The sequence below is a fragment of the Psychrobacter sp. ASPA161_9 genome, from assembly GCF_051970275.1.
Lineage (GTDB): Bacteria > Pseudomonadota > Gammaproteobacteria > Pseudomonadales > Moraxellaceae > Psychrobacter.
On record NZ_JBEFNI010000012.1, the window covers coordinates 24,866 to 48,265 of the forward strand.

21 protein-coding genes are annotated in these 23,400 nt (G+C 42.6%); 10 read left to right on the forward strand and 11 right to left on the reverse strand.

Annotated features, from left to right (window positions below):
• Positions 1 to 209 precede the first annotated feature (209 nt).
• The 3 genes from ACTQ9S_RS12750 (at position 210) to ACTQ9S_RS12760 (ending at position 3,708) form a co-directional block, all read left to right on the forward strand.
• Positions 210 to 1,262, forward strand: coding sequence for a bifunctional nicotinamide-nucleotide adenylyltransferase/Nudix hydroxylase (locus ACTQ9S_RS12750; protein WP_440455138.1), 1,053 nt, complete (start codon positions 210 to 212; stop codon positions 1,260 to 1,262).
• Between the two features lie 212 nt (positions 1,263 to 1,474).
• Entirely contained in the window at positions 1,475 to 2,872 is a 1,398-nt protein-coding gene (locus ACTQ9S_RS12755) for a nicotinate phosphoribosyltransferase (RefSeq protein WP_440455139.1), read from the forward strand.
• Positions 2,866 to 3,708, forward strand: coding sequence for an SGNH/GDSL hydrolase family protein (locus tag ACTQ9S_RS12760; RefSeq protein WP_440455140.1), 843 nt, complete (start codon positions 2,866 to 2,868; stop codon positions 3,706 to 3,708). Before ACTQ9S_RS12755 ends, ACTQ9S_RS12760 begins: the two co-directional genes overlap by 7 nt.
• Positions 3,709 to 3,821: 113 nt before the next feature.
• Here the strand turns inward: ACTQ9S_RS12760 and ACTQ9S_RS12765 are convergent, their stop codons facing one another.
• Together ACTQ9S_RS12765 and ACTQ9S_RS12770 are read right to left on the reverse strand one after the other, a co-directional pair.
• Complete coding sequence (locus ACTQ9S_RS12765) at positions 3,822 to 4,100, reverse strand: type B 50S ribosomal protein L31 (protein ID WP_068038044.1); 279 nt, start codon at positions 4,098 to 4,100, stop codon at positions 3,822 to 3,824.
• Between the two features lie 476 nt (positions 4,101 to 4,576).
• The gene (locus tag ACTQ9S_RS12770) at positions 4,577 to 5,011 is read right to left on the reverse strand and encodes a COG4315 family predicted lipoprotein (RefSeq protein WP_440455141.1); all 435 of its coding nucleotides are present in this window, start codon (positions 5,009 to 5,011) and stop codon (positions 4,577 to 4,579) included.
• Positions 5,012 to 5,605: 594 nt separating this feature from the next.
• Between ACTQ9S_RS12770 and ACTQ9S_RS12775 the strand changes: the two genes are divergently transcribed.
• Positions 5,606 to 7,201 (forward strand): FAD-dependent oxidoreductase, encoded by a 1,596-nt coding sequence (locus ACTQ9S_RS12775; RefSeq protein ID WP_440455142.1) that lies wholly within the window; start codon positions 5,606 to 5,608, stop codon positions 7,199 to 7,201.
• Positions 7,202 to 7,343: 142 nt separating this feature from the next.
• Here ACTQ9S_RS12775 and ACTQ9S_RS12780 read toward each other — a convergent pair whose 3' ends face one another.
• Positions 7,344 to 8,036 carry a TIGR00730 family Rossman fold protein gene (locus ACTQ9S_RS12780; protein WP_068038053.1) on the reverse strand — a complete coding sequence of 231 codons (693 nt, stop codon included), beginning with the start codon at positions 8,034 to 8,036 and terminating at the stop codon, positions 7,344 to 7,346.
• A 568-nt stretch (positions 8,037 to 8,604) separates the two neighbouring features.
• Here ACTQ9S_RS12780 and ACTQ9S_RS12785 point away from each other — a divergent pair.
• The gene (locus tag ACTQ9S_RS12785; RefSeq protein ID WP_440455171.1) at positions 8,605 to 9,450 is read left to right on the forward strand and encodes an alpha/beta hydrolase family protein; all 846 of its coding nucleotides are present in this window, start codon (positions 8,605 to 8,607) and stop codon (positions 9,448 to 9,450) included.
• 2 nt (positions 9,451 to 9,452) lie between these two features.
• Here the strand turns inward: ACTQ9S_RS12785 and ACTQ9S_RS12790 are convergent, their stop codons facing one another.
• On the reverse strand, positions 9,453 to 10,139 hold the full coding sequence (locus ACTQ9S_RS12790) for a putative quorum-sensing-regulated virulence factor (RefSeq protein ID WP_440455143.1): 687 nt from the start codon (positions 10,137 to 10,139) through the stop codon (positions 9,453 to 9,455).
• Between the two features lie 209 nt (positions 10,140 to 10,348).
• Between ACTQ9S_RS12790 and ACTQ9S_RS12795 the strand changes: the two genes are divergently transcribed.
• Entirely contained in the window at positions 10,349 to 10,939 is a 591-nt protein-coding gene (locus ACTQ9S_RS12795; protein ID WP_440455144.1) for a M23 family metallopeptidase, read from the forward strand.
• A gap of 68 nt (positions 10,940 to 11,007) precedes the next feature.
• Here the strand turns inward: ACTQ9S_RS12795 and phoR are convergent, their stop codons facing one another.
• From phoR to dtd, 3 genes are all read right to left on the reverse strand, one after another.
• Positions 11,008 to 12,108: a phosphate regulon sensor histidine kinase PhoR gene (phoR, locus tag ACTQ9S_RS12800; protein ID WP_440455145.1), complete on the reverse strand. Its 1,101-nt coding sequence runs from the start codon at positions 12,106 to 12,108 to the stop codon at positions 11,008 to 11,010.
• Positions 12,109 to 12,170: 62 nt separating this feature from the next.
• A complete protein-coding gene (gene phoB / locus ACTQ9S_RS12805; protein WP_068038064.1) occupies positions 12,171 to 12,875 on the reverse strand; it encodes a phosphate regulon transcriptional regulator PhoB in 705 nt (234 codons plus the stop codon).
• A 198-nt stretch (positions 12,876 to 13,073) separates the two neighbouring features.
• A complete protein-coding gene (dtd, locus tag ACTQ9S_RS12810; RefSeq protein ID WP_440455146.1) occupies positions 13,074 to 13,529 on the reverse strand; it encodes a D-aminoacyl-tRNA deacylase in 456 nt (151 codons plus the stop codon).
• Positions 13,530 to 13,650: 121 nt separating this feature from the next.
• Here dtd and asd point away from each other — a divergent pair, with 121 nt between their 5' ends.
• On the forward strand, positions 13,651 to 14,490 hold the full coding sequence (gene asd, locus ACTQ9S_RS12815; RefSeq protein ID WP_440455147.1) for an archaetidylserine decarboxylase: 840 nt from the start codon (positions 13,651 to 13,653) through the stop codon (positions 14,488 to 14,490).
• A 115-nt stretch (positions 14,491 to 14,605) separates the two neighbouring features.
• Here asd and ACTQ9S_RS12820 read toward each other — a convergent pair whose 3' ends face one another.
• From ACTQ9S_RS12820 to fadB, 4 genes are all read right to left on the reverse strand, one after another.
• Positions 14,606 to 15,208: a DUF1287 domain-containing protein gene (locus tag ACTQ9S_RS12820; protein ID WP_440455148.1), complete on the reverse strand. Its 603-nt coding sequence runs from the start codon at positions 15,206 to 15,208 to the stop codon at positions 14,606 to 14,608.
• Between the two features lie 100 nt (positions 15,209 to 15,308).
• Positions 15,309 to 15,884 (reverse strand): isochorismatase family protein, encoded by a 576-nt coding sequence (locus ACTQ9S_RS12825; RefSeq protein WP_068038081.1) that lies wholly within the window; start codon positions 15,882 to 15,884, stop codon positions 15,309 to 15,311.
• Positions 15,885 to 16,135: 251 nt separating this feature from the next.
• Positions 16,136 to 17,308 carry an acetyl-CoA C-acyltransferase FadA gene (fadA, locus tag ACTQ9S_RS12830; RefSeq protein ID WP_350657357.1) on the reverse strand — a complete coding sequence of 391 codons (1,173 nt, stop codon included), beginning with the start codon at positions 17,306 to 17,308 and terminating at the stop codon, positions 16,136 to 16,138.
• 227 nt (positions 17,309 to 17,535) lie between these two features.
• Positions 17,536 to 19,695, reverse strand: a complete 2,160-nt coding sequence (gene fadB / locus ACTQ9S_RS12835) for a fatty acid oxidation complex subunit alpha FadB (RefSeq protein WP_440455149.1) — start codon at positions 19,693 to 19,695, stop codon at positions 17,536 to 17,538.
• 721 nt (positions 19,696 to 20,416) lie between these two features.
• Between fadB and ACTQ9S_RS12840 the strand changes: the two genes are divergently transcribed.
• From ACTQ9S_RS12840 to ACTQ9S_RS12850, 3 genes are all read left to right on the forward strand, one after another.
• Entirely contained in the window at positions 20,417 to 21,496 is a 1,080-nt protein-coding gene (locus tag ACTQ9S_RS12840) for a polyprenyl synthetase family protein (protein ID WP_440455150.1), read from the forward strand.
• A 206-nt stretch (positions 21,497 to 21,702) separates the two neighbouring features.
• Positions 21,703 to 22,521 carry a DUF72 domain-containing protein gene (locus ACTQ9S_RS12845; protein ID WP_440455151.1) on the forward strand — a complete coding sequence of 273 codons (819 nt, stop codon included), beginning with the start codon at positions 21,703 to 21,705 and terminating at the stop codon, positions 22,519 to 22,521.
• Between the two features lie 98 nt (positions 22,522 to 22,619).
• Positions 22,620 to 23,354, forward strand: coding sequence for a hypothetical protein (locus ACTQ9S_RS12850; protein ID WP_440455152.1), 735 nt, complete (start codon positions 22,620 to 22,622; stop codon positions 23,352 to 23,354).
• Positions 23,355 to 23,400 lie beyond the last annotated feature (46 nt).

A 23,400-nucleotide genomic window follows, 5' to 3' on the forward strand; every position in this document is an offset into this window, starting at 1 on the left:
TTATGTACTTCTTTTATTTAGGACTGACTATAATTATTCAATTCAAAATAAAATTGTTACGTTAAAAAACAATGACTAAAATACGCTAACATCAGTGATTACACACCGCTAAACATCTTTGCACTTGTCAGCAAGTCATAGGCTGTGTCAGTATTGGCGTCATTAAATTATTTTCAACCAAAAAAATAAGTAGTAGGAAATCGGCGTCTATGAGTGAATTATCAGAGCAAAGTTCAGATAAGCAAGAGAGTAAACACTACCGCTATCTGGTATTTATTGGTCGCTTTCAACCGTTCCACCGTGGGCATAAAGCTGTCATTGACGAAGCACTAAAACGTGCTGATGAAGTAATCATGTTAATCGGTTCAGCCAATTTGCCGCGTAGTTTGCGCAATCCGTTCAGTGTCGCTGAGCGTGCAGCTATGATTCAAGGCGCTTATTCAGCGGATGAGGCAGCACGCATTCATTGCGTAGGCCTAGATGATGCACTTTATAATGACACGCGCTGGCTACAATATGTTCAAGCAGGCGTAAAATCTGTCACCGGTGACTTAAATGCTGATATCGGTCTTATCGGTCACTCTAAAGACAGCTCTTCTTATTACTTATCGTTATTTCCTAACTGGGCATCGGTTTCTGTGCCAAATTATCATAACTTATCTGCCACACCCATTCGCGACAGCTACTTAATGGGTGCATCGCCTACCCCTGAGCGCACGCCTGAGTCCACTCGAAAAGTCTTGAACGAATTTAAAAAGACGAGCCATTATCAGCAATTGCATGAGGAAGCAGGCTTTATTGATAAGTATAAAAAACAATGGGAATCTGCGCCTTATCCACCGACATTTATGACTGCTGATGCGTTGGTTGTACAGTCGGGACATATCTTGTTGGTAGAGCGTCGTAGCATGCCAGGACGAGGACTTTGGGCATTGCCAGGCGGGTTCCTTAATCCAAAAGAGACCTTATTTGATGCCTGCATCCGTGAGCTACGTGAAGAGACTCGGCTAAAAGTCCCTGAGCCCGTACTGCGCGGCTCTTGTCATAGTCAACATACTTTCGATGATCCTTACCGCTCCGCACGCGGACGCACGCTTACCCAAGCATTTTATTTTCAACTAAAGAATGACGCAAAAGGCTTGCCAAAAGTAAAAGGTGGCGACGATGCTGCTCAAGCTTTTTGGTTACCACTGGCTGAGCTTGATGCCACTATGATGTTTGAAGACCATTATGCGATCATCACCAAAATGGTTGGGTTGTAATAGCTCATTTAGTTGACCACTTAGTTCATTATCTATAAATTCTTGACCAACAAGAGTCTATATAATTTATTAATTCCCTTTAATGAACTTCTATTTTATAGATTCTATATATATTAGTTTCACCGCCCAAGCCGATAGACGGCAAGGGTCTAACCGTCGCAACTGTCATTCAAAAAAGCAGCTGTGACATCTAAAAGCAGAGGAGTTCTGTGATGTATACCAGCAATTTGAATAATCTCATTCTTAATAGCGACAGTTATAAGACCTCACATTGGGTGCAATACCCAGCTGGCAGTGAGTATCTGTCCAGTTACATCGAAGCCCGTGGTGGCGACTATGATGTGGTATTTTTCGGCTTACAAGCTTTTATTAAAGAGTACTTAAGTACTCCTATTACTCATCAAGATATCGATGAAGCTGAAACAGTAATCCATGCTCACGGTCTGACATTTAATCGTGCTGGCTGGGAGCGTTTGGTCGATAAGCATGGCGGTTATTTGCCTCTACGTATCGAGGCTATGCCTGAAGGCAGCATCGTGCCTGTATCCAATGTCGTTTGCCAAATTACCAATACTGATCCTGATTTTTATTGGTTACCAAGCTATATCGAAACTGCCCTGCTGCGCGCCATTTGGTATCCCTCCACTGTCGCTAGCGTGTCACATTATTGCAAGGGTGTTATCCGCCGTGCGTTAGAAAAGTCTGCTGATAATTCAGAATCACTCATTTTCCGTTTGCATGATTTTGGCTCACGTGGCGCTTCTAGTCATGAGTCGGTAGCGCTCGGTAGCTTAGCGCATTTGGTTAATTTCGCTGGTACCGATTCTATGACCGCTTTGGTTGCTGCTAGTCGTTGGTATCAAATGGGCAATGATATGCCAGCGTTCTCTATTCCTGCCGCTGAACACAGCACCATGACCGCATGGGGTCGCGATGGGGAGACTGCTGCTTTTGCCAATATGATTAAACAGTTTGGTGGTGAAGATAAAGCCTTTTCAGTGGTCTCTGATAGCTATGACTTGTGGAATGCCATTGATAATATCTGGGGCGATGCGTTAAAAGACGATGTCAAAAATATGGGTGGCACCTTGGTTATTCGACCAGACAGTGGCGAGCCAACCAAAGTCGTACGTGAGGCGTTAGAACGTTTGGCAGTAAAGTTTGGTACGACTCTTAACAGTAAAGGCTATAAAGTCTTGCCTGATTACGTACGTATCATTCAAGGTGATGGCATTAGCCCGCAAAGCTTAAGTAAGATCATTGATGTAGTGATGAACGCTGGCTTTAGCGCGGAGAATATTACCTTTGGTATGGGTGGTGGCCTTTTGCAGCAAGTCAATCGCGATACGATGAACTGGGCGATGAAAGCCAGCGCCATTTGTATCGATGGAATATGGAAAGACATCTATAAAGATCCAGTGACTAGCCATTCCAAACGCTCTAAAAAAGGCCGCTTAGCATTGATAAAAGATGATAACGGACAGATAAAAACCATAAAAACTGATGATTTAAATGCTGATACTGACAGTCTACTACGTGATGTATATGTCGATGGTAAACTACTCATAGAAGACAGTCTCACTAGTATACGGGAGCGTGCAGGATGGTAGCTCCTCTTAAAATGTCAGCCATTGCCAAGGATGTATTGCTCGCCCCTATTTACTTATATCAAGGTCGCAAAGTCAAACGCGATACCGTGCGCCTTCCTGAACCAGAAGGCGAAAGACACGGTCATATTCAATTACGCGACTCTACTGAGATGGTAGCAAGTGAGACTACGAAAACGCTGAGCCTAATGATTGTAGGTGACTCCGCAGCAGCTGGTGTCGGTAGTTTGACGCAGCAAGAAGCGCTTGCTGGCAAGTTGATACCTGCTTTACAGCAAAAATTAGTCACTCACACCCAGTTTGATACGCTTAGCTGGTCGTTACAGGCTACGACTGGACATACTAGTTTCGATATTTTACGTCGATTGTATGTTCTGCCTACTCCTTACCAGCCAGTTGATATTATGGTTCTGAGTGTCGGCGTTAATGACACTACATCCAATGTCTCTGCAGTAAAGTGGCAACAGCAGCTTGAGCACATTATTGCCATTGCTCAGCGTAAATTTGGTGTACGAGAGCTTATATTTTCAAGTATACCACCGATGGCGCAGATGCCAGCACTACCTTCTCCGCTTAATAACTTTATTGGTGCGAAAGCCACAAGGCTTGATCAAGTATTGGAAGGCGTTTGTGCTGAGCATAATGGTGTACATTATATGGCAGCAAACTTTACGCTAATGGCAGAAAAGCATGCCCATGGTACCCCTATCGATAGCGCCGCTATGTTTGCTAGCGATGGCTTTCACCCAAGCAGCTTGACTTATGGCTTTTGGGCACAGCAATTGGCAGAACTGATTGCTCAATTGCTTAATTCTCAGCTTGATGGGCATAGCAATTAAAAGCCTCTAAACGATAAACCACTTAAAAACGCTTAAAAAAATGCAAAAAAAACCGCTGAATTATCAGCGGTTTTTTATTACTTAGCAAAATAAGTTTACGCAATAAGCGTAAATTATTCAGCAGAATCAGCAGCTTTCTTGTTACGGCCACCAAACGCACCAAAGCGTTTGTTGAAGCTTGCAACACGGCCTTCAGTAGAAGTTTTACGCTGCTCGCCAGTATAGAACGGATGCGACGCACTTGAAATATCAAGTGGGTAGTATGGGTATTCTTTACCTTCGTATTCACGAGTAGCTTTAGTCTTAGCCGTTGAACGAGTTAAGAAAAACACGTCAGCGTTAGTGTCATGGAATAAAACTTCTTGGTAATTAGGATGGATATCTTTACGCATAATAAACTCTCTATGTCCGATGTATACACAGTATTATTGACGATGGGTCAAAGTTCTTGCAACACTGGGCATACGTAACTGAGGCACTAAGGACATCTGCAAGTCTGGCAACTGCGTCACTGGCTTATTCCAGCACCCAACACCACACCTCTGCTCACCTAGCCTTCCCCAGCGGGAAAATCAAACCGCGATTTTAACGGTTTTTAGTGTTTGATGCAAGCAGCATATAGGCTAAGTCATTGATTTTCGTGCTATCAGAAATATCGATTGTGCTGCCTATGGTACGACTACGTTCACTGAAGGTATCTCTATTAATGTCCCTATCCAAATAGATAGCGAACTGGTAGAGAACAAAGCAAAATAAAGCTAATTTCTCCTCACTAACCTTGGCTTACGAATATTCTCGCCAAGCGTTCTATAAAAAAGCAGCCATTATAATGGCTGCTTTTTTATTATTAATATTGTAGTTTTATACTTTATTTGGCTGGAACAACATGCCAAACGCCAAGCTTGTTATCACCATCTTTGTCACCAACTTTTGTATCATTGGCGTAGAAATATAATGGCTTACCATTCATTGCCCACTGGTACTTGCCATCTTCTCGTTGGAATGCAGAAAACTGACCAGAAGCTTTAGCGTTGTTAGGTGCCATAAATGCAGGCCAAGCGACTAAACAAGCGGCACCACATTCTGATTTATTCATTGAATCTTTATCAAAGGTATATAAAGTCATGTGATTGGTCGCATCAACTAACACGCCATTTTTACTAGCCACTGGCGCTGTGTTATTGCTAGTTGCTTTAACATCATGCATACCTGATTTGTCATTACCAAACACGTTGTTTAATGTAGAACAACCGGTAAGCGTTAAAACACCCGTTAATGCAGATAACATAAGAATACGTTTCATAATAACTTCCTTGTAATTAAGAACAAAATTTTGTTAGTTTAAATTTTTATGTATATTTTTACTTGTAATCTAAGCTCTGATTTATCAATACACTCAAACTTGACTTCAAGCATTTTAATATAGCATATGCTTTGAAAAAGTCGTTTCTATCAAAATATAAGTTTACAAAAGCGCGTAATTTTTACAAATTCATTAAACTAGTCTGTTTCTTACTCTAAGAATCAATGTTAACTATCATCAAAATTAATTTTGATTTTACTCTCACATCTAGTGAATCTTATCTATCTAATACTTGCTTATTCATTACTTGTCCACCCAATGCTAATCACAGCTATTCGTTGACAAAACTAATGCATCTACTTACTTATTTGCCATCATGTTGGTTATAGATTTTCGTAAAATAACGTCATGAAATACCAATACTCATAAATAATTAAAAGTATGACTATCACGATTCAATATAGACGTTGAACTTGTTGGTATCTGCACGCATATCAATACAAATAACGCATTTAACAAAATATATAAAAAGACACTCAACGAATACGCCGAGCATGACCTTATGCTAATGCTATCAAGGATATGACAACGACAATGACCCAATCTTTTATCAAAGATCAATCACAATCCGTCCAGCACGATGCTTTATCTTATACGCTAAAGAATACCGAAGCTCCTAAACGCGTTGGTATTCTGGGCGGCGGTACAGCAGGAGCAACTATTGCTATTCGCCTAGCCGCTTTAGGGCTTGAGACTTACTTATTTGAAAAGAAAAAATCGCTTATCGATGGGCCGCCAATGTGTCATTTGCATGCTGGTGGCAATCTGTATCGTGAAATCCCTGATGAAGACTGCGTCGCACTTCTCAAACAATGTATCGACATCTTGCGCCTCTATCCTTATACGATTGATGTACGTCCAACGGTATTTGCAGTGCCGACTCGCGATGAAGGGTTGCCCGAAGATTTGCTACCGCGTCTTGATATTTTAACGGATGCTTATCGTGAGCTTATTGCAAAGGACGTCAATAACAAAGTATTGGGCGCTCCTGAAAACTACTATCAGCTCTATAGCCACGAGCAGGTGCTGGAGCTGTCTGAGCGTGAGCAAGTCGCGGTGCCCAGTACGGTCGACGAATGGATGATACCGGTTGCCAAGTATTTAGATCTAAATAAAGTCAAATTTCCGCTGATTGTCGTACAAGAATACGGTTGGAATATTTTTCGTTTAGCGGCCTCTGCACAGCTAGCGTTAGCAGAATATGACCATGCGCATGTGTTTACGGATACCCAAATCAAGCAAGTAATGCCTGTAGATTGCGAGAATTGTTCGAACGCTGATCACCATGTCACTAAGTGGCGTATTGACTACCAACAAGCGAGCGAGCCGCAAACCGAGTATATCGAAGTTGATTATCTAGTTAATGCTTGCGGCTTTCGTACCGGCGTTATCGACGATATGGTCGGTGTCAAAGTCACGCGTATGGTTGAGTTTAAGTCCTCTTATATTACGCACTGGGATGATGCTGGCGGACAGATACCAGAGATTATTATCTATGGTAGTCGCGGTACGCCAGAAGGTATGGCGCAGCTCACCCCCTATCCGGGTGGCTACTTTCAGATTCACGGTATGAGTAAAGCGATTACCTTATTTAGTGATGGTTTAGTCGCCTCTAATAAAGGTAGCGCGCAGCCTAAGCTACCGCAGCAATATGTACATTATATTGAAGATGGTTGGGATAAAGCGCCGCTACAAGCGCGTAGCCAGCAAGCGATTGAATATGTGGCTGAGTTTGTACCGACATTTCATAGCGCACGTACGGTCGGTAATGCCTTATATGGTGGGCAGCAAATTCCGGGGCAGGATGACACGCTGCGGGTGGCTGATGTAAGTCTGTATTCTAATATACGCTATGCGCGCGCAGAGAATGTCAAAGCATCCTCAACTTTGATTGCTGCTGATCAGATCGTTGATGAGCTGACAGAGCTTGGTTTAGTAGATAATGATACAGCTGAAAATCGTAGCCGCTACGCCCATAAATGGTCTTATCTTTTGCACAACGATAGCTTAGCGATTGACAAGGTTGCGCGTATATTGGCCGAAGAACGTGGGTTTCCACAGGCAATGGCTGGCGTTAATCGTAGTATTTGTGAAGCAACTTCAGCTGATTTGTCCGCTGTTAAAATATAGTATTTATCATTAGCTTGTAACTTTGGGAAAGGCATAAAAAAGGGAGCAGATAACCAGTCTTTGGTCACCTGCTCCCTTTTATTTTTTATCATAATTACTGATAGCATCGCTATTAATATTATAGCGTTCTACTCAGTTAGTTTTATAGAACTTGGCTCTCGGTTCCTGCCATTTTTTCTGTATCAACCGCATCGTCTATCGTTACTAATGTCTGTAACAAGTCAATCGCTTCGTTAATGGTATTGCAAACCACCAAACGATCGAGATCCTGCTGCTTCATAAAACCTTGCTCAGTAGTATATTTTAGGTGGTCAATCATACGATCATAGAAGCCATTGATATTAAGAATGATCATCGGTTTTTCATGTTGATATAGTTGACGCCATGTGGCGATTTCCATTATCTCTTCCAGCGTTCCAAGTCCGCCCGGTAAAGTGATAAAAGCATCAGCGTACTCTGCCATAACTGTTTTGCGCGTATGCATCGTGTCAGTCAAATGCAGACGTGTTAGCTGCTCATGAGCGATTTCATGTTTAAGCATAAAGGTCGGAATCACACCGACAGCCTGCGCCCCGCCTTTTATAACTTCGTCAGCTACTGCACCCATAAGACCGATGCTTGCGCCGCCATAAACCAAGCCCATACCATTGTCTGCCAAAGCACGACCAAGCTCGCGTGCTGCTTGCTCATAGACATCACTATTGCCCAAACGTGAGCCACAATAGACGGCGACCAATGGCATAGCTAACGCTGATTTATCTACTGCTTTTTCAATATGAGCAATATCTTGACTGGTTAGTACTTCATAAGTGTCGTTGTTAATTTTCATTTGCATATAATGCCCTTAACTTTGCGTAAATTCTACGTGGATTATTGTGTTAAATTATTTTTGCTGATTTATTGATTTAGATCATTATTTTGCTTATGCCTTAGTTCAAATATCTCTACATTATTTCGTTATGTTCAGAGCGTTGCTAGCGGTATGTTAATTACGCATAATAAACATAAATGAAGTTCACGTCTATTTTCAGTTTTCTGGATATATATTTGATAAAAAATAACTCTGGCCAACAATGAGACTATTAAGCATCTTTTGTTTCATTCCTATTTGTCAGTATTTATCTTAACATAAGCCATGCTACCTAATAGTAGCAACGATTTATGACTATGACGCAATTGCAAAATTTTTTGTAAGTACTCATGAGTAAGCTCACGCTAATAGCGTACTGCCTATTAGTAATTACTACTGACTAATAAAATAACAAATTCATTAAGGTATAACGATGTACAACAACCAAGTTCCACTTTCTTTAAACCAACAAGACAATATTACTGTCACTCATGTTGATACTGCAACGAACGATCAGCCCAATACTAATATTGATACTTATTCACTGACTATAATGACCGATCATAATCGAGCGCTAGCAGCCACTGTTTATCGTCCTAAAGATGAGGTACAAGCAGCGGTCATGATAGCGCCAGCTACTGGTATTAAACGCCAGTTTTATCATAATTTCGCTAACTTTTTAGCAGAGCATGGCTTTGGGGTACTGACCTTTGATAATGAAGGTATCGGCGAATCGCTTACAACCGATTTGGCTAAGTGCGATGCATCTCTTATCAGTTGGGGACGTCACGATATGCCAGCCGTACTTGATGCCCTGCAAGATGAGTTTACCGATGCTACTCATCACTTAATTGGTCACAGCGCGGGCGGTCAGCTAATGGGTTTAATGCCAAACTATAAGGCTATCGCGTCCGTATTCAACGTTGCTTGTTCATCAGGCCGTATCAAAAACATGGATATGCCTTATAAACTTAAGGCAATGGGCTTTATGGAGGCCTTTATTCCACTCACTAACTTGACGTTAGGCTACACCCCATCAGATAAAATTGGCATGGGCGAACCGCTACCGCGCGGCGTAGCTAGGCAGTGGCGCGAGTGGTGTAATGGCGCAGGTTATATCAAGACAGCCTTTGGCAAAAGCGTACACACCCATTTTTATGATGAGCTGAGCATGCCTGCATTATGGCTCGGCTTTAGCGATGATGAAATTGCCAATAGTAAAAATATGGATGACATGATTCGCGTATTTACCAAAATGCCAGTCGAAAAACGCTTCCTTGATCCGAAAGACTTGGGGCTAAGCAGTATCGGACACATGCGCTATTTTAGTAGTAGAACCAACGCTAAAGCCCCTGAGCTGTGGCAGATGGCAGTTGATTGGCTAAATAAGCAGCAATAAGTTTAGTCTTTTATATTTTTTGCAGCTTCTGCTTTGACCCGCTTAGTCAAAGCAGAATGCAATGAAGGTGTCATATTATGAATATTACCCAGCATCCATTTCACATAGTTGATTGGCACGTCTTTGATCAGCTTACCTTTATGTTTTCCAAACGGCATCTTGCTTACAGGATTGGCTTTATTAGAAATGGCATGAGCAGCAGCAAAGTCAGTCGGCGCAATTTCTAAGCGCTCGCAGCAGGCTTGATAGAGCAAATAACACATGCGTGCATCACCTAGCGCATCATGAGCCGCGACCGTCATCCTGCTTGCCTCAGATTGTCCCAATAACTGCTCGATACATTTGGACTGTCCATAAAAACGCCACTCTGGAAAAGCAACGCGCGCTAGCCGCACGGTACATATAAGCTTGGCAGATGGGCTGCCAATTACTCGCCAATCAAAACGTACATTATGACCAATCAGGTACGTTGGTAACTCGAACTCTTCCAAATCAAAACGCTCAAGCCCAGCCACATCATCATCAGTAATGCCATGAACTTTAATCACGATTGGTGATATAGGACGACCGCTATTAAAATATTTCATCCACTCAAATCCAGTCGCCACATTGATAGTCGCAACTTGGATAGGTCGTGGATCTCGACCTTGATCGGTTTCAGTATCGATAATAAGTGCAATATTAGTCATAGAGATTTAGCCATAAATAGCAGCATTTATTTTTACATGGTATTTTATCTACGTGATGTTTTACGCAGAATTTTAAAGGAAAAGAAACGTTATATTTATGGGGCTAAAAGCCAAATATAACAACTAAGCATAACAATGCGATACAAACGTTATAGAACAAGACTCCTATAATATCAATGTAAACAATAACAAAGATTTAAGAGAAATTAATGCCATTAGATAACAAGCATCAGCACCCAAAGTCTGCATATTTAAGCCGTGTGCTAAGTGTGCTCATTAAGGCTGCTGTACTATTGACCTTATTATTTGTATTCGACAAACTACTACCGAGCATCAGCCAACAAACACAGTCGTTTGTAGTAGCGAAATGGCAACAACTTAGCTTATTACAACAAGAACTGCCCACAGAAAACAGCCTACCCAGTCCGCTACCAGAACAGCATCTAACTGATACATGGGGCGCTGCACGTAGCCAAGGCCGTACGCATGAAGGTATTGATATTTTTGCACCGCGAGGCACGCCAATACAGGCAACGACGCAAGGTATTGTCAGAAAAGTTGGTGAAAATAATTTAGGTGGGAAAGTAGTCGTCATCGTAGGTCCTGGCGGCGCAGGACATTATTATGCGCATTTAGAAGATTATGCCGACATCTCACCTAATGACTGGGTTGATGCTGGCGATATCATTGGCTATGTCGGCGACAGTGGCAATGCAAAAGGCACACCGCCACATGTGCATTACGGTATTTATATCAATGGTAGCGCAGTTAACCCCTACCCATTTTTGCAAAAAGATTAGCGCGCATAGGTGTGTAAAACTGGCCAATACTAACGGCTGCTTACACATGGTAGAGATCGACTGTAGTATCAGTCCGTAGGCGCTGACCGAACATGGGCAGCTGGGAATACTGCACTAAAAGTCGAGCCTTTGCCTTCCATCGACTCAATTTGCAAGTTGGCATCATATTGATACAAGACGTGTTTCACAATCGCTAGTCCCAACCCGGTCCCGCCTGTGGCACGACTGCGACCACTATCAATGCGATAGAAGCGCTCCGTCAAGCGCGTAATATGCTGCGGCGCTATACCAATGCCATTATCTTCGACGGCGAAGCGGCAGCCGTCTGAGGTTCTAGTCCAGCTAATGGCTATATTGCCACCTTTTGGCGTGTACTTAATGGCGTTAATCACCAAGTTAGATAAGGCACTATTTAAGTACATCTCTGACCCATACAATCCATCATAGGTGTCTATCTGCAGGTGAATGCTATGATTATATTCTTGGTTATAGGCCTGCGCGTCATCATAGATATGAGTCAGTAGCTTGGTCATATCGATATAATTCAGCTCATGGGTTTCTTCGATTTCGATTCGAGAGAGCAGCAATAAGTCATTAACAATTCTATTCATCCGTGCAGTCTGCTGGGTCATCAGCTCAAAACCGCGCCGCCACTGCGATGGCATGTCGGGCTGATCTGAAAAGTTTTCGAGATAGCCCATGAGCACTGTTAGTGGTGTTCTGAGCTCATGCGAGACATTTGCCACAAAATCGCGGCGCATCTCCTCTAAATGATGCAAGCGAGTCACATCATAAATAATCAATAACTTCTCGTCACCAAAAGGCGTGAGCTCACATTTCAAATAACGCTTAGGGTCTCGCCATGACGCCATATGAACCCCATCGTTAGGTGTGGTCATCGTCTGATAGTACTGACGAAATTCAGGTACGGTAATGAAGTCAAAAATGCTCTTGCCCTGATCGGCTGCTTGCAGTAATAGCAAATCCTCTGCGGCCTGATTCCACCACTCCAGACTATCATCATCATTCAGCAAAATTACTGCATCTTGTAGTGCCCGTAGTGAGCTTCTGATTTTCTTAAGTTGACCCATTACTTCTTGCTGAGCAACTTGCTCTTGCTTTCCCTTTTCTTGCTTACTTTGTTGCTCGTTTTCCGTAGGCGTTATCATATAATTCATTATCCTTACCACTATCTACTGCGTTATGATTCACGTGCCGTTTTTTAAAATGGTTATACTTTTTCAATGAGACTAGAGAACCGATAACCCGTACCACGAACGGTTTGAATTAAAGTATCGCAGTCGTGGGGCTTCAATAATTTACGTAAACGCCTGATGTGTACATCAATGGTCCGATCTTCAATATAGACATTACCGCCCCAAACCTGATCTAGCAATTGTGTCCGCGTATAAGCACGCTCTGGATGGCTCATAAAAAACGCCAACAGCCTATATTCTGTTGGACCAATATCAACGACCTTATCGTTAGCCATAACGCGTTGGCCTTTGGGGTCTAGGCTCAGTTTACCTATTTCGATAGGCTTATCAGCACTCAGCGCACTACTACGACGCAATACCGCTTTAATTCTTGAGATTAATTCACGTGTTGAAAAGGGCTTGGTCATATAGTCATCAGCACCAGCATCAAGGCCATGAACCTTACTATCCTCTTCACTTTTGGCCGTCAACATAATGACCGGTATCTCAGCGAGCAATTCATCACTTTTGAGCATGCGACAAAAATCAATGCCGCTTTTATCTCCGGGTAACATCCAGTCTAATAAGATCAGCGCAGGACGATGATCCACCACTTGTTGATGCGCTTCTGAGACATCAGCTGCCTGCAAACTATCAAATCCGGCCATCTCCAATGTCATCACAACCATCTCACGAATCGCTGGTTCATCTTCGACAATCAAAATCTGCTCATTATACATACGACAACCTTATTATTAAGCATTGGTAAAAGCTATATGGTACGGAAATTTAGGGTGCAAAAAAGGCGATAAACATTCACTAATGTCTGCTTATTAAACGGATTAATTATGACAGTTTGATGACATTCGCGTTTTAAACTTCTAGGGCGTGTCCTCATTTTAAAAATGGTAATAAAAATGAGTACACGCTTTAATACCTTATACTATTTCTAATAAAAAGTTTAGCGGCCCATCATTGATACTTTCGACCTGCATATCAGCAGCAAACTCACCAGTTGCAATATCAGGATATTGGGTCTTAGCATAAGCGACTAATTGCTCAAACAGTACTTGTGCTGCATCAGGTGCCATCGCGCCGCCAAAATCAGGGCGACGGCCTTTGACTGTCTTCGCCATCAAAGTAAACTGCGGTACCAACAACAACTCGCCGCCTACCTGCTGCACGTTTAAATCTAGCTTGCCATACTTAGCTGGATCATCATGATTATCAAAAATACGATAAGTTAGGATTTTATCGATCATCCGCTTTGCATTCTGCAAGTTATCGTCATGCCCTAAGCCAATATATGCCACTATTCCGTGCTCAATTGAGCCTATACAACATTCATCAACTGTAACACTAGCACGATTTACCCGCTGAATAAGTGCTTTCATAGATTACCTCCTTAAACAATTATGGTCATACGATTGAGTGCTGACCATGATAAAATACAAACACTTCTTATTATTTTCCAGCTCTATCTTCTCATCTTAATTATTATTCTGGTAACCCGTTATGACTTTATTTACCACTATCCAGCAGTTTGTACCGCAGCAAAAGATCAGCAAAGTGGCCGGACGTTTAGCCGCCAGTCGTCATCCAATAGTTAAACGCGCCTTTATTCGTAGCTTTGCCAAAGCTTATAACGTAAAGCTGGATGAATATGAACGCCAGAGCCTCAACGCTTACGAAAGCTTTAATGACTTTTTTACCCGTGAGCTCAAAGACGATGCCCGTGCTATCGATACTACCGCGCATGGCATCGTAAGTCCTGCTGATGGCATAATTTCCCAGCTCGGTCAGATAGAAGACCACAAAATGCTACAGGCTAAGGGTCGATACTACGACATCGGACAGCTACTTGCCGATAGTGAAGATGGCAGCTATTTCGCTGATGGTAGCTTTGCTACTGTCTATCTAGCTCCTAGCAACTATCACCGCGTACACATGCCATTTGCGGGAACTTTGACTAAAACTCGCTATGTGCCTGGCACACTGTTTTCAGTCAATACTACCACTGCCGCCAATATTCCTGACTTGTTTGCGCGTAATGAGCGCTTGGTTTGTATGTTCGATACGGCATACGGTAAAGCAGCAGTTGTAATGGTCGGAGCCATGATTGTCGCCGGTATCGAGACCGTAGCGACAGGCAAAATTACGCGAACCGATGATATTCAAGAAGCTGATCATGACATGAAACTTGAAAAAGGTGATGAACTTGGCCGCTTTTATTTAGGTTCAACCGCTATTGTCATATTGCCCAAAGCTGCAAAAGCTGACTGGCAAGATAACATGATGGCTAATAGTTTGGTACAAATGGGTCAGCTGTTAGGTATGGCCAATACTGACAAATAAAATACCACTAAAAAACCCAGTCAGTAGCAAGTATTTATTGCTATTGACTGGGTTTTATTTTTCTTATAGATTTACTGTGCTTTCCGAGAACGTCATACTAAAGTTATCGTCTACGTTAATAACGAAAGTGCTTAGTAATAGGATAAGCAAAAAGGATATTCTCTTCTTGAGTACCGCTTCCGATGTTATGAATAATTAGCGGCGTACCATCGGCGGCCTTCTTATCTGAGACGATACCAATATGCGGCAAATTGCCGTCTGGTAGTCGCCATGTCACAATGTCTCCTGCCAAAAAACTGTCTTTATCAGTGATAGATAGTGATTTACCATGATTATCAAAAAACACTTCGAGGTTGGTCACACGGCGATGATCAATATTCTTATCTGGTGATTTTAGGCCCCAAGTCTTTGGATATTCCGACCAACTTGACTTCATGTCGTGATTAACTAGCTGCTGTAAATCTATATTTTGTAAACGATAAGCGCGCACAATTACATCGGTACTTATGCCCGTATCCATTGGCACATCGCCGCGTGGAAAGTCCATTTGACGATAGGCAGGATCATAGCTAACTGTCACTCCGATCTGTTTTTTTGCATCCAGCGCCAGCTTATTTCCACTACTAATAGGGCTGGCAGCCATCACCGGCTGTATCATCATCAATGAGAATGCAACTGCTAAGAGAGGTTTTAAACCGTACTGCGTCACCCTATTCATTCGTTGTGCCTTATATTTATCTATTTTATGTTGAATAACATCTGATTAGGCAATTCATTATATAGCTCATTTAATAATAGTTATCTTTAATAATAATTAGCTACTTAATCAGATTACTAATGGTCTTAAAGGCCGGATCTTTACTAGTGCGACATAGCTCAAACAAGACAGTTTCAACAGTAGTAATGACCCCACCTGCGCGGCGAATACGCCGTATGGCTTGTTTTTTGTCGTACGGGAAGCGTGACCCTACAGCATCGCCAACGATTACTGGTTGCATGCCATTATCTAGTAAATCTAACGCCGTCTGCATGACACACACATGCGTCTCAACGCCAAATAGTAGAACGATACTACGATTTTGTTGTGCTAAATAATGCCATGAATCATCGTTGTCGCAAGCACTAAACGTAACTTTTTCAAAACTTTTAGCGTTATCACCTTCTAAAAGCTCAAAAATCTCAGGCAACGTATCACCGAGCCCTTTTTTATATTGCTCATTGAGCATAATAGGAATACCAAGAGCCTGTAGACCTTTAATTAATGTTGATATTTTTTTGACGATGTTCTCGTGATCGTAGATATGTGGCGTTAGACGCTCTTGTACATCAATAAGCATTGCTTGCGTGTTTTCGCGGGCAATGCGGTAGGTACGATCGGTAATCATAGTGGCCATGTTAGGTACACTCCTTGTACGCTTGCAGCAGGTCGCTGCAGACTAAATTGTTAGTTTATAATTATTAGATATACTCTTATTTAGTCATATTTCGTTCAATGCGTCAATGACCATCCTCTTTATTAACAACTTACGAACGTTGTGTCATAGAGGCTTCATTATTATTTACCAATAAAAAAGCCTCCAATCATCTGACTGGAGACTTCTTCTAAAATGCTGAAATCTTGCAAAGCTACTACAAGTTTAGAAAATTAAACACGCTCAATAATCGTAGCGATGCCTTGACCAAGACCGATACACATCGTCGCTAGACCAATTTCTGTATCAGACTGCTCCATGGCATTTAACAAGGTAACCGTGATACGAGCACCCGAACAGCCTAGTGGATGGCCTAGCGCAATTGCGCCACCGTTGATATTGACGATGTCTTGCTTGTCCGTCAAGTTCAAGGCTTTAAGGACTGACAAGCCTTGCGCTGCGAATGCTTCGTTTAGCTCGATGGTTTGCATATCATCGATGCTCATGCCAGCACGCTTAAGTGCTTTGTTCGTGGCAGGTACAGGACCGTAACCCATGATAGCCGCATCACAACCAGCGACTGCCATGCTACGAATACGAGCACGAGGTTTAAGACCTAGATCTTTGGCTTTTTGTGCGCTCATCACTAACATTGCTGACGCACCATCAGATAATGCAGATGAGGTAGCAGCAGTCACTGTACCGCCTTTAGGATCAAAAGCTGGACGTAGCTTTTGCATTTGCTCCATCGTTGCATCTGGGCGAATTACTTCATCAACGGTACATAGTTGCAGACGACCAGTCGCATCATGACCTTCGATACCGATGATTTCATTGTCAAAACGACCTTCAGTGGTCGCAGCCCATGCACGGCGATGAGATTCAAGACCAAAAGCATCTTGCTCTTCGCGGGTGATGTTGTTCATACGACCAAGCATTTCCGCAGTCAAGCCCATCATGTTTGAGGCTTTTGCATAATGCTTTGACGCTTCAGGGTTTAGATCAACACCATGCATCATACCTACGTGGCCCATGTGCTCAACACCACCGATGATGAAAACCTCACCTTGGTTGGTCATGATTTGAGCTGCAGCAGTGTGTAGCGCCTGCATAGAAGAACCACATAGACGGTTGACTGTTTGGCCGCCCGCTGTTTTTGGAATACCAGCCAGCAGACCGATGTTACGACCGATATTCAAACCTTGCTCTAGGGTTTGGTTGACACAGCCCCAAATGATGTCTTCAACGTCACGTGGGTCAAAGTCGTTACGCTCAACCAATGCACGTACTAGCTCAGCAGATATGCTATCAGCGCGGACGTGACGGAACATACCGTTTTTAGTTTTACCCATCGCTGAGCGTACGCCATCTACGATGACCACGTCTTTTGGACTTAAAGTTGTCATACTGTCTTCCTTTTCAATTTTTATTGTCAGTGTTGTCGATCCAATCTGGCTCTATACTCGTCAATCTCGCTACCAGTACGATGTGTATCTTGGTATGCAATCTGACTGTATTAAACTTTCATTGAACCGACTAAAACGGTACGTTTGCGGTCAAAGCTATCGATATAGCCATTGCTATCCGCTTCGCCAGCAAACGTACTGCACTTCATCCTAGTAATGACTGCCTATTACGCTGTTGCGTAAAAAGTTTCGCCTGCTTCTGCCATGTCGCGAATCTTTTGCGGGGCTTCATAGGCTTTGCCAAGGTATGCGTACTTTTCACACAGTGCCAAGTAGTTATCTAGACCCATTTGGTCGATATAACGGCAAGGACCACCGCGGAATGGCGGGAAACCAACGCCCATAATCATCGCCATATCCGCTTCAGATGGCGTGCTAACGATGTTGTCTTCTAGGCAGCGTACGGTCTCATTACAGAAAGCCAGCATGGTGCGGTCGATTATCGCTTGATCCTCAAACGTTTGCTTGTCGCTATCAGTCGTCGCTTTTAATAGCTCATAAGTCGCTTCGTCAGCCACTTTCTTTGGCTTACCACGCTTGTCTGTTTCATACTTATAGAAACCAACGCCGTTTTTCTGACCTAAACGCTCGTTCTCATATAAATGCTGAATCGCACCTTTATAATCAGGCTTCATGCGGTCAGGATACCCATCTGCCATGACTTCTGCACCATGGACACCAGTATCTAAACCGACGACGTCGATTAGGTAAGCAGGACCCATCGGCCAGCCAAATTTTTCCATAACTTTATCGACATGAACGAAGTCAGCGCCTTGCTTAAGTAATAAGTCAAATGCGCCGAAGTATGGGAACAATACACGGTTCACTAAGAAACCTGGGCAATCATTCACCACAACTGGCACTTTACCCATCTTAGAGGCTAAAGCAACAGTAGTAGAAATAGCTTCTTCTGAAGACTTTTCACCACGAATGACCTCGACCAATGGCATACGACTCACAGGGTTAAAGAAGTGCATACCGACGAAGTTTTCTGGACGCTCAAGTGCTTCCGCTAGGAAAGTAATAGAAATAGTCGAGGTGTTTGACGCTAGGATACAATCGTCTTTTACTAGGCCTTCTACTTCTTTTAGTACCGCACGCTTAACGTTTGGATTTTCTACTACCGCTTCGATAACGATGTCAGTTTCAGCAAAGTCACCATAGTTAAGCGTTGGACGGATACGGCTCAAGGTTTCACCCATTTTGGTTGGGGTCATTTTACCGCGATCAACCATCTTGCCTAGTAGCTTGCTGGCTTCGCCCATACCAAGATCTAATTGCTCAGACTTGATATCTTTCATAATAATTGGCAAGCCCTTGCTCGCTGCCTGATAAGCGATACCGCCGCCCATGATACCAGCGCCCAATACAGCCGCTTCATTGATGTCATGTGCTTGCTTGCTGTGCTGCTTCGCTAATTTTTTAACCAATTGATCATTTAAGAATAGACCAACTAAGCTTTCTGCTTGTGGCGTTTTCGCCGCTTTAGCAAAGTAAGTCGCTTCCACTTCAATTGCTTTATCACGTGGCAGATTTACATGCTTTTCAATCGCTTCAATAGCAAGCGCAGGCGCAGGATATTGCTTAGGATTGGCTTTGGCAAAGATCATACCTTTTGCACTGTTAAACGCCATCGCTTGCTCAAGCTGATTTAATTTAACAGGCACCAGTTTCTCTTCACGCTTCGCTTTCCAATCAAGCTCACCTGAGATACATTTTTTGACTAGGTCAATCGCCGCATCTTGCAAGTCATCAGCAGGTACTGTCGCATCAACTAGGCCTAATTTTAGTGCATCAAGCGCTTTTTTAGGTGCACCAGTTGCAATCAATTCAAGAGCATTATCGATACCAATCACACGTGTACTACGAACCGTACCACCAAAACCTGGGAAGATACCCAGTTGAGTTTCTGGTAAACCGATAATCGCTTTGTCACTCATGACGCGATATTCGCAAACTAAGGTCATCTCACAACCACCGCCAAGCGCCGCGCCATTGATAGCAGCTACTTTCGGGAACGGTAAGTCTTCAAAGCGATTAAAAGTATCATTAATACCAACGACCCACTCTTTAATCTCACTTTCTGGCTTCTTAAATGAGCCGACGAATTCAGTGATGTCAGCACCAGCGATAAAGACGCCTTTGCTTGAAGTGACGATTAAACCTTTGACGTCATCAGACTTTTCAAGTGCACTGACCGCTTCAGTAAACTGCTTATTGGTCTCAGCATCAAACTTATTCACGCTCTCATTTTCGGCGTTGTACTGCATATTGGCGATGCCATCCTCTAGCATTGTCACCGTGATGCGATTTCCTTGATATACCATTTCAAACTCCTTGCTATGTAATAAAAACTATTTGATAAAAATCAAATCATAAAAGCTACGTTTTAGAATTAAAATGAATAGCTCGTTGCTGTTAATAAAACGAGTAAAAATACTGTCAACTTGCAAGCTTGTAAACGAATAACTTGCTAAATTGAGCAGTGATGATGTCTTTATTATCCCGCGCTCACTGACATGGCGCATCGTTATTATCCTAATTTTTTGCTTCGATATAAGTCTAATGATAAATATATTCAATCAAACGTAAATTTAGACGCAGGTTTAATCCGTAGCAGGTTCATTCCCTAATAGTAACTTAACTACGGGGCTTTTGTACCATTAGACCATTTTGACGTCATTTAGTGTAGGGGATTATGCCCCCGACTGTCACAAGCTAATGCCAGACTCACAAGTCACTATTAAATTATTAGCTGGTGAACCGCTACCTAGTAAATCAATAGCTGACATTTTCCTTATGACAAGCCTGTTTTATATATCAGTCAGCTTATAGGTTATTCTTACAGTTAACATCATTAATCAACATTACAGTCAACACTTTATAAAAACACATTCAACCTACAAGTTAAATCACCAATACGTAACCAAAATAAAACAGCGCTTAGCGTGTACGTACAAGCCGTATCAGCTATCATGCTACACTAGCTTGTTATTCGTTTTTATTCACATCTTTTCTATTTCTATTCACATGGTGGTTGGTTGAGTTATGTCTGTTTCTTCTGCGCCTCGTTTTGTGCCTTTTACCAATTTTGAGCAATTCCATAGCACGTTGCGCGCGCAATTAGCGCAAGATATCGAAGTACTGTTTGCCTATGCAAGCTTACCAAATCCACTCAATGATGCTTGTCGCTATGTAATGACGGGGCAAGGCAAATTGGTGCGGCCTTTATTGGTAGCCAGTAGCTTTGTTAGCATCGATGCGAGTATTAGTACAGATATTGATATAAGTGTCATTGATATAAGTGTCGATGTAGACAACCCCTCATCTGACCCTACAAATCTGACAGACCACTTGATAAGTACTGATTTCGAGTCGTTGTTAGAAAACGACTCAGATTATGATATGTGCCGCCGTGCTGCATTGGCTGTAGAGCTGCTGCATACTTACTCACTGGTACATGACGATCTGCCATGCATGGACGATGATGAACTGCGCCGTGGTCAGCCGACTTGTCATATTGTGTTTGACGAAGCCACTGCTTTACTGGCTGGTGACGTGCTGCAAACACTCGCTTTTGAAGTGTTAACTGCCGAACTTCCAACCTTTGCACCTTTTGATTCAAACATCGCCAGCCAGCTATTAGCAGTATTTGCTCCGCGCGCTAGGCGCATGGTATCTGGTCAAATGCTTGATCTTAATGCTGAAGCCAGCGCTAATATTTTACAAGAAGATTTAGAGGCTATCCACCGTGACAAAACTGGCGCGTTAATTGAAGCCGCTATGCTGATGGGCGGAATTTGTGCTGGCGCGACCGCTCCACAGCGTATGGCATTACAAGAATGCGCGCAGCATATTGGTCTGGCTTTTCAAGTCCAAGATGATATCTTGGATGTCACCACAACCACTGACACTTTAGGCAAGCCTGCTGGTAGCGATGAAAAATTAGACAAATCTACCTATGTAAAATTAATGGGTGTGGATGTGGCAAAAAGCTACGCACAATCCTTATTTGATGATGGCAGTGCAGCCATCATTCGTGAATTGAGCAGTCGCGAGCTTAGCGATAATGAAGACAATAATGCGTTATTAGCATTGATAGAATGGTTATGGTCGCGTAAAAAATAATACAGTCAACTCAATGTAGAAACGATATAGCATGACTGGTATGAATTTTTTGCAGCCTCTGTCGGCATAGGCATAGGCATAGCAAGCTAGAAAAACTCATACCAGTCACACGTCATAAAACCATGTATCTGTTTTATTTGATATTGACTACAGATTAACAACTCCGTTAAAACTTTAATCATCAAAAACAGCTAAGAGTGGTCAACATGGACAGTACCCCTACTCCTACTATTTACCTCGGCACTGGTGGTTATAGCGATACTGACTTATTAGGCACGCTTTATCCAACAGGCACTAAAAAGGCTGACTTCTTACGTGAGTATGCTAAGCAATACGGCGCGGTAGAGATTAATAGCACTTTTTATGCACCTATTGGACAAAAAGCCTTTGCCGGTATGGTCAATAAAGCGTATGTGCAAGCAGACAGTCAGTTAAAGTTTGCCGTTAAGCTGCATCAAGACTTTACTCATGCGCGTAAAGGCACTGCCGAACACGCGCAAGCATTTCTTACTGCTCTCACCCCGCTTATCGAAGCCGATTGTCTAGCGCCTCTACTACTCCAATTCCCGCACGGCTTTGATCGTACCCGCGAGCATCGGCTCTATCTAGCCAATCTTGTTAGCTGGTTTAAAGATTATCCATTAGCAGTTGAATTTCGTCATAACGGCTGGCATACCCCGCAAGTGGTCGATAGCTTTACTGAGCAAGGCTTGATTTGGTGTAGCGTTGATTATCCTAAAGTCAGTGGTCTACCACCGTCACGGCTGATGTTTACCGAGCGTACTGGCTACCTGCGTATGCATGGTAATAATCTAAACTGGTGGGATGCGATGAGTGCGGCTGATCGTCATGATTATCGTTATAGCGAGGCGGAGATGCAGGATTGGGCGCAAGCAATTGTCAATCAGCGTCAGCATTTTGATACGCTGTATATTTTCTTTCAAAATACAGTTAATGCACATGCTTACTATAATATTGCGATGTTAAGGGAAGCTTTGAGTAGGTTTGGTTTTGAGGTGTTGTGAGATAATATTGATGCACGTAAGGTGCGTTCCACGCACCAATAACCTTTAAAACGGTGCGTGGAACGCACCCTACGAAAACCTATCGGATATTCTTTCATATGAATAAATGCCCAAACAAAGAAGTTTTTGAGTCATTATCTTCTACATTTGACCGTCTGGAAGAATCAGCATGGTTCATTCGACTTATGGAAGAAAACTATCACTCTGCAGACATGTTCAGATGGTCTTTATCATCATTTCTCAGAGCTCTAAAAGAAGTAATGCAACTATTAACGATGGAGTTGCAAAAAGATAGGGTAGCTTCTTCTTTTGTAAACGAAAAAAAAGCTGAACTTTCATCTGACCCATTAATTAAATATCTGTATAAGCAGCGAGATATTATTGTTCATAAATCAATGCTTAAACCAGCTAGTACAGGCAGTGTTGGTTTCACGAGAGGTCGAGGTATGAAATTAGGAGTTGAACTACCAATAAACCCTCTTAGTAACAGTGAAGAAGCAGTAAAAAAATATATTTATATTGCTGCGAAAGATGAAGATTTTCTAGGTATTCTTTATACGGAAGAAGATGAAAGTGGGGAATATACTTGTGTTGAACGCCAATGGCGGTTATCAGAATTTCCTGATACAGAGCTTACTGAATTAGCGGCAACTGCATGGGAGAAGGTGGCTCAGGCATTATTTGATGTGGCCGGAACAATGGGTGCCCAATTAATAAAGCCTACATTTGAACTTGATGACCCCAATAATGTTCGTTTCGAGATATATGCACCAAATTGGGTTAAAGAACAGCTAGATTATTTCAAAAAACAGATTGCTGAAAATGAAACCTAAAGATTAGAAACAGTCTTCGTCCAATTACACCTTTATGCTTGAACAA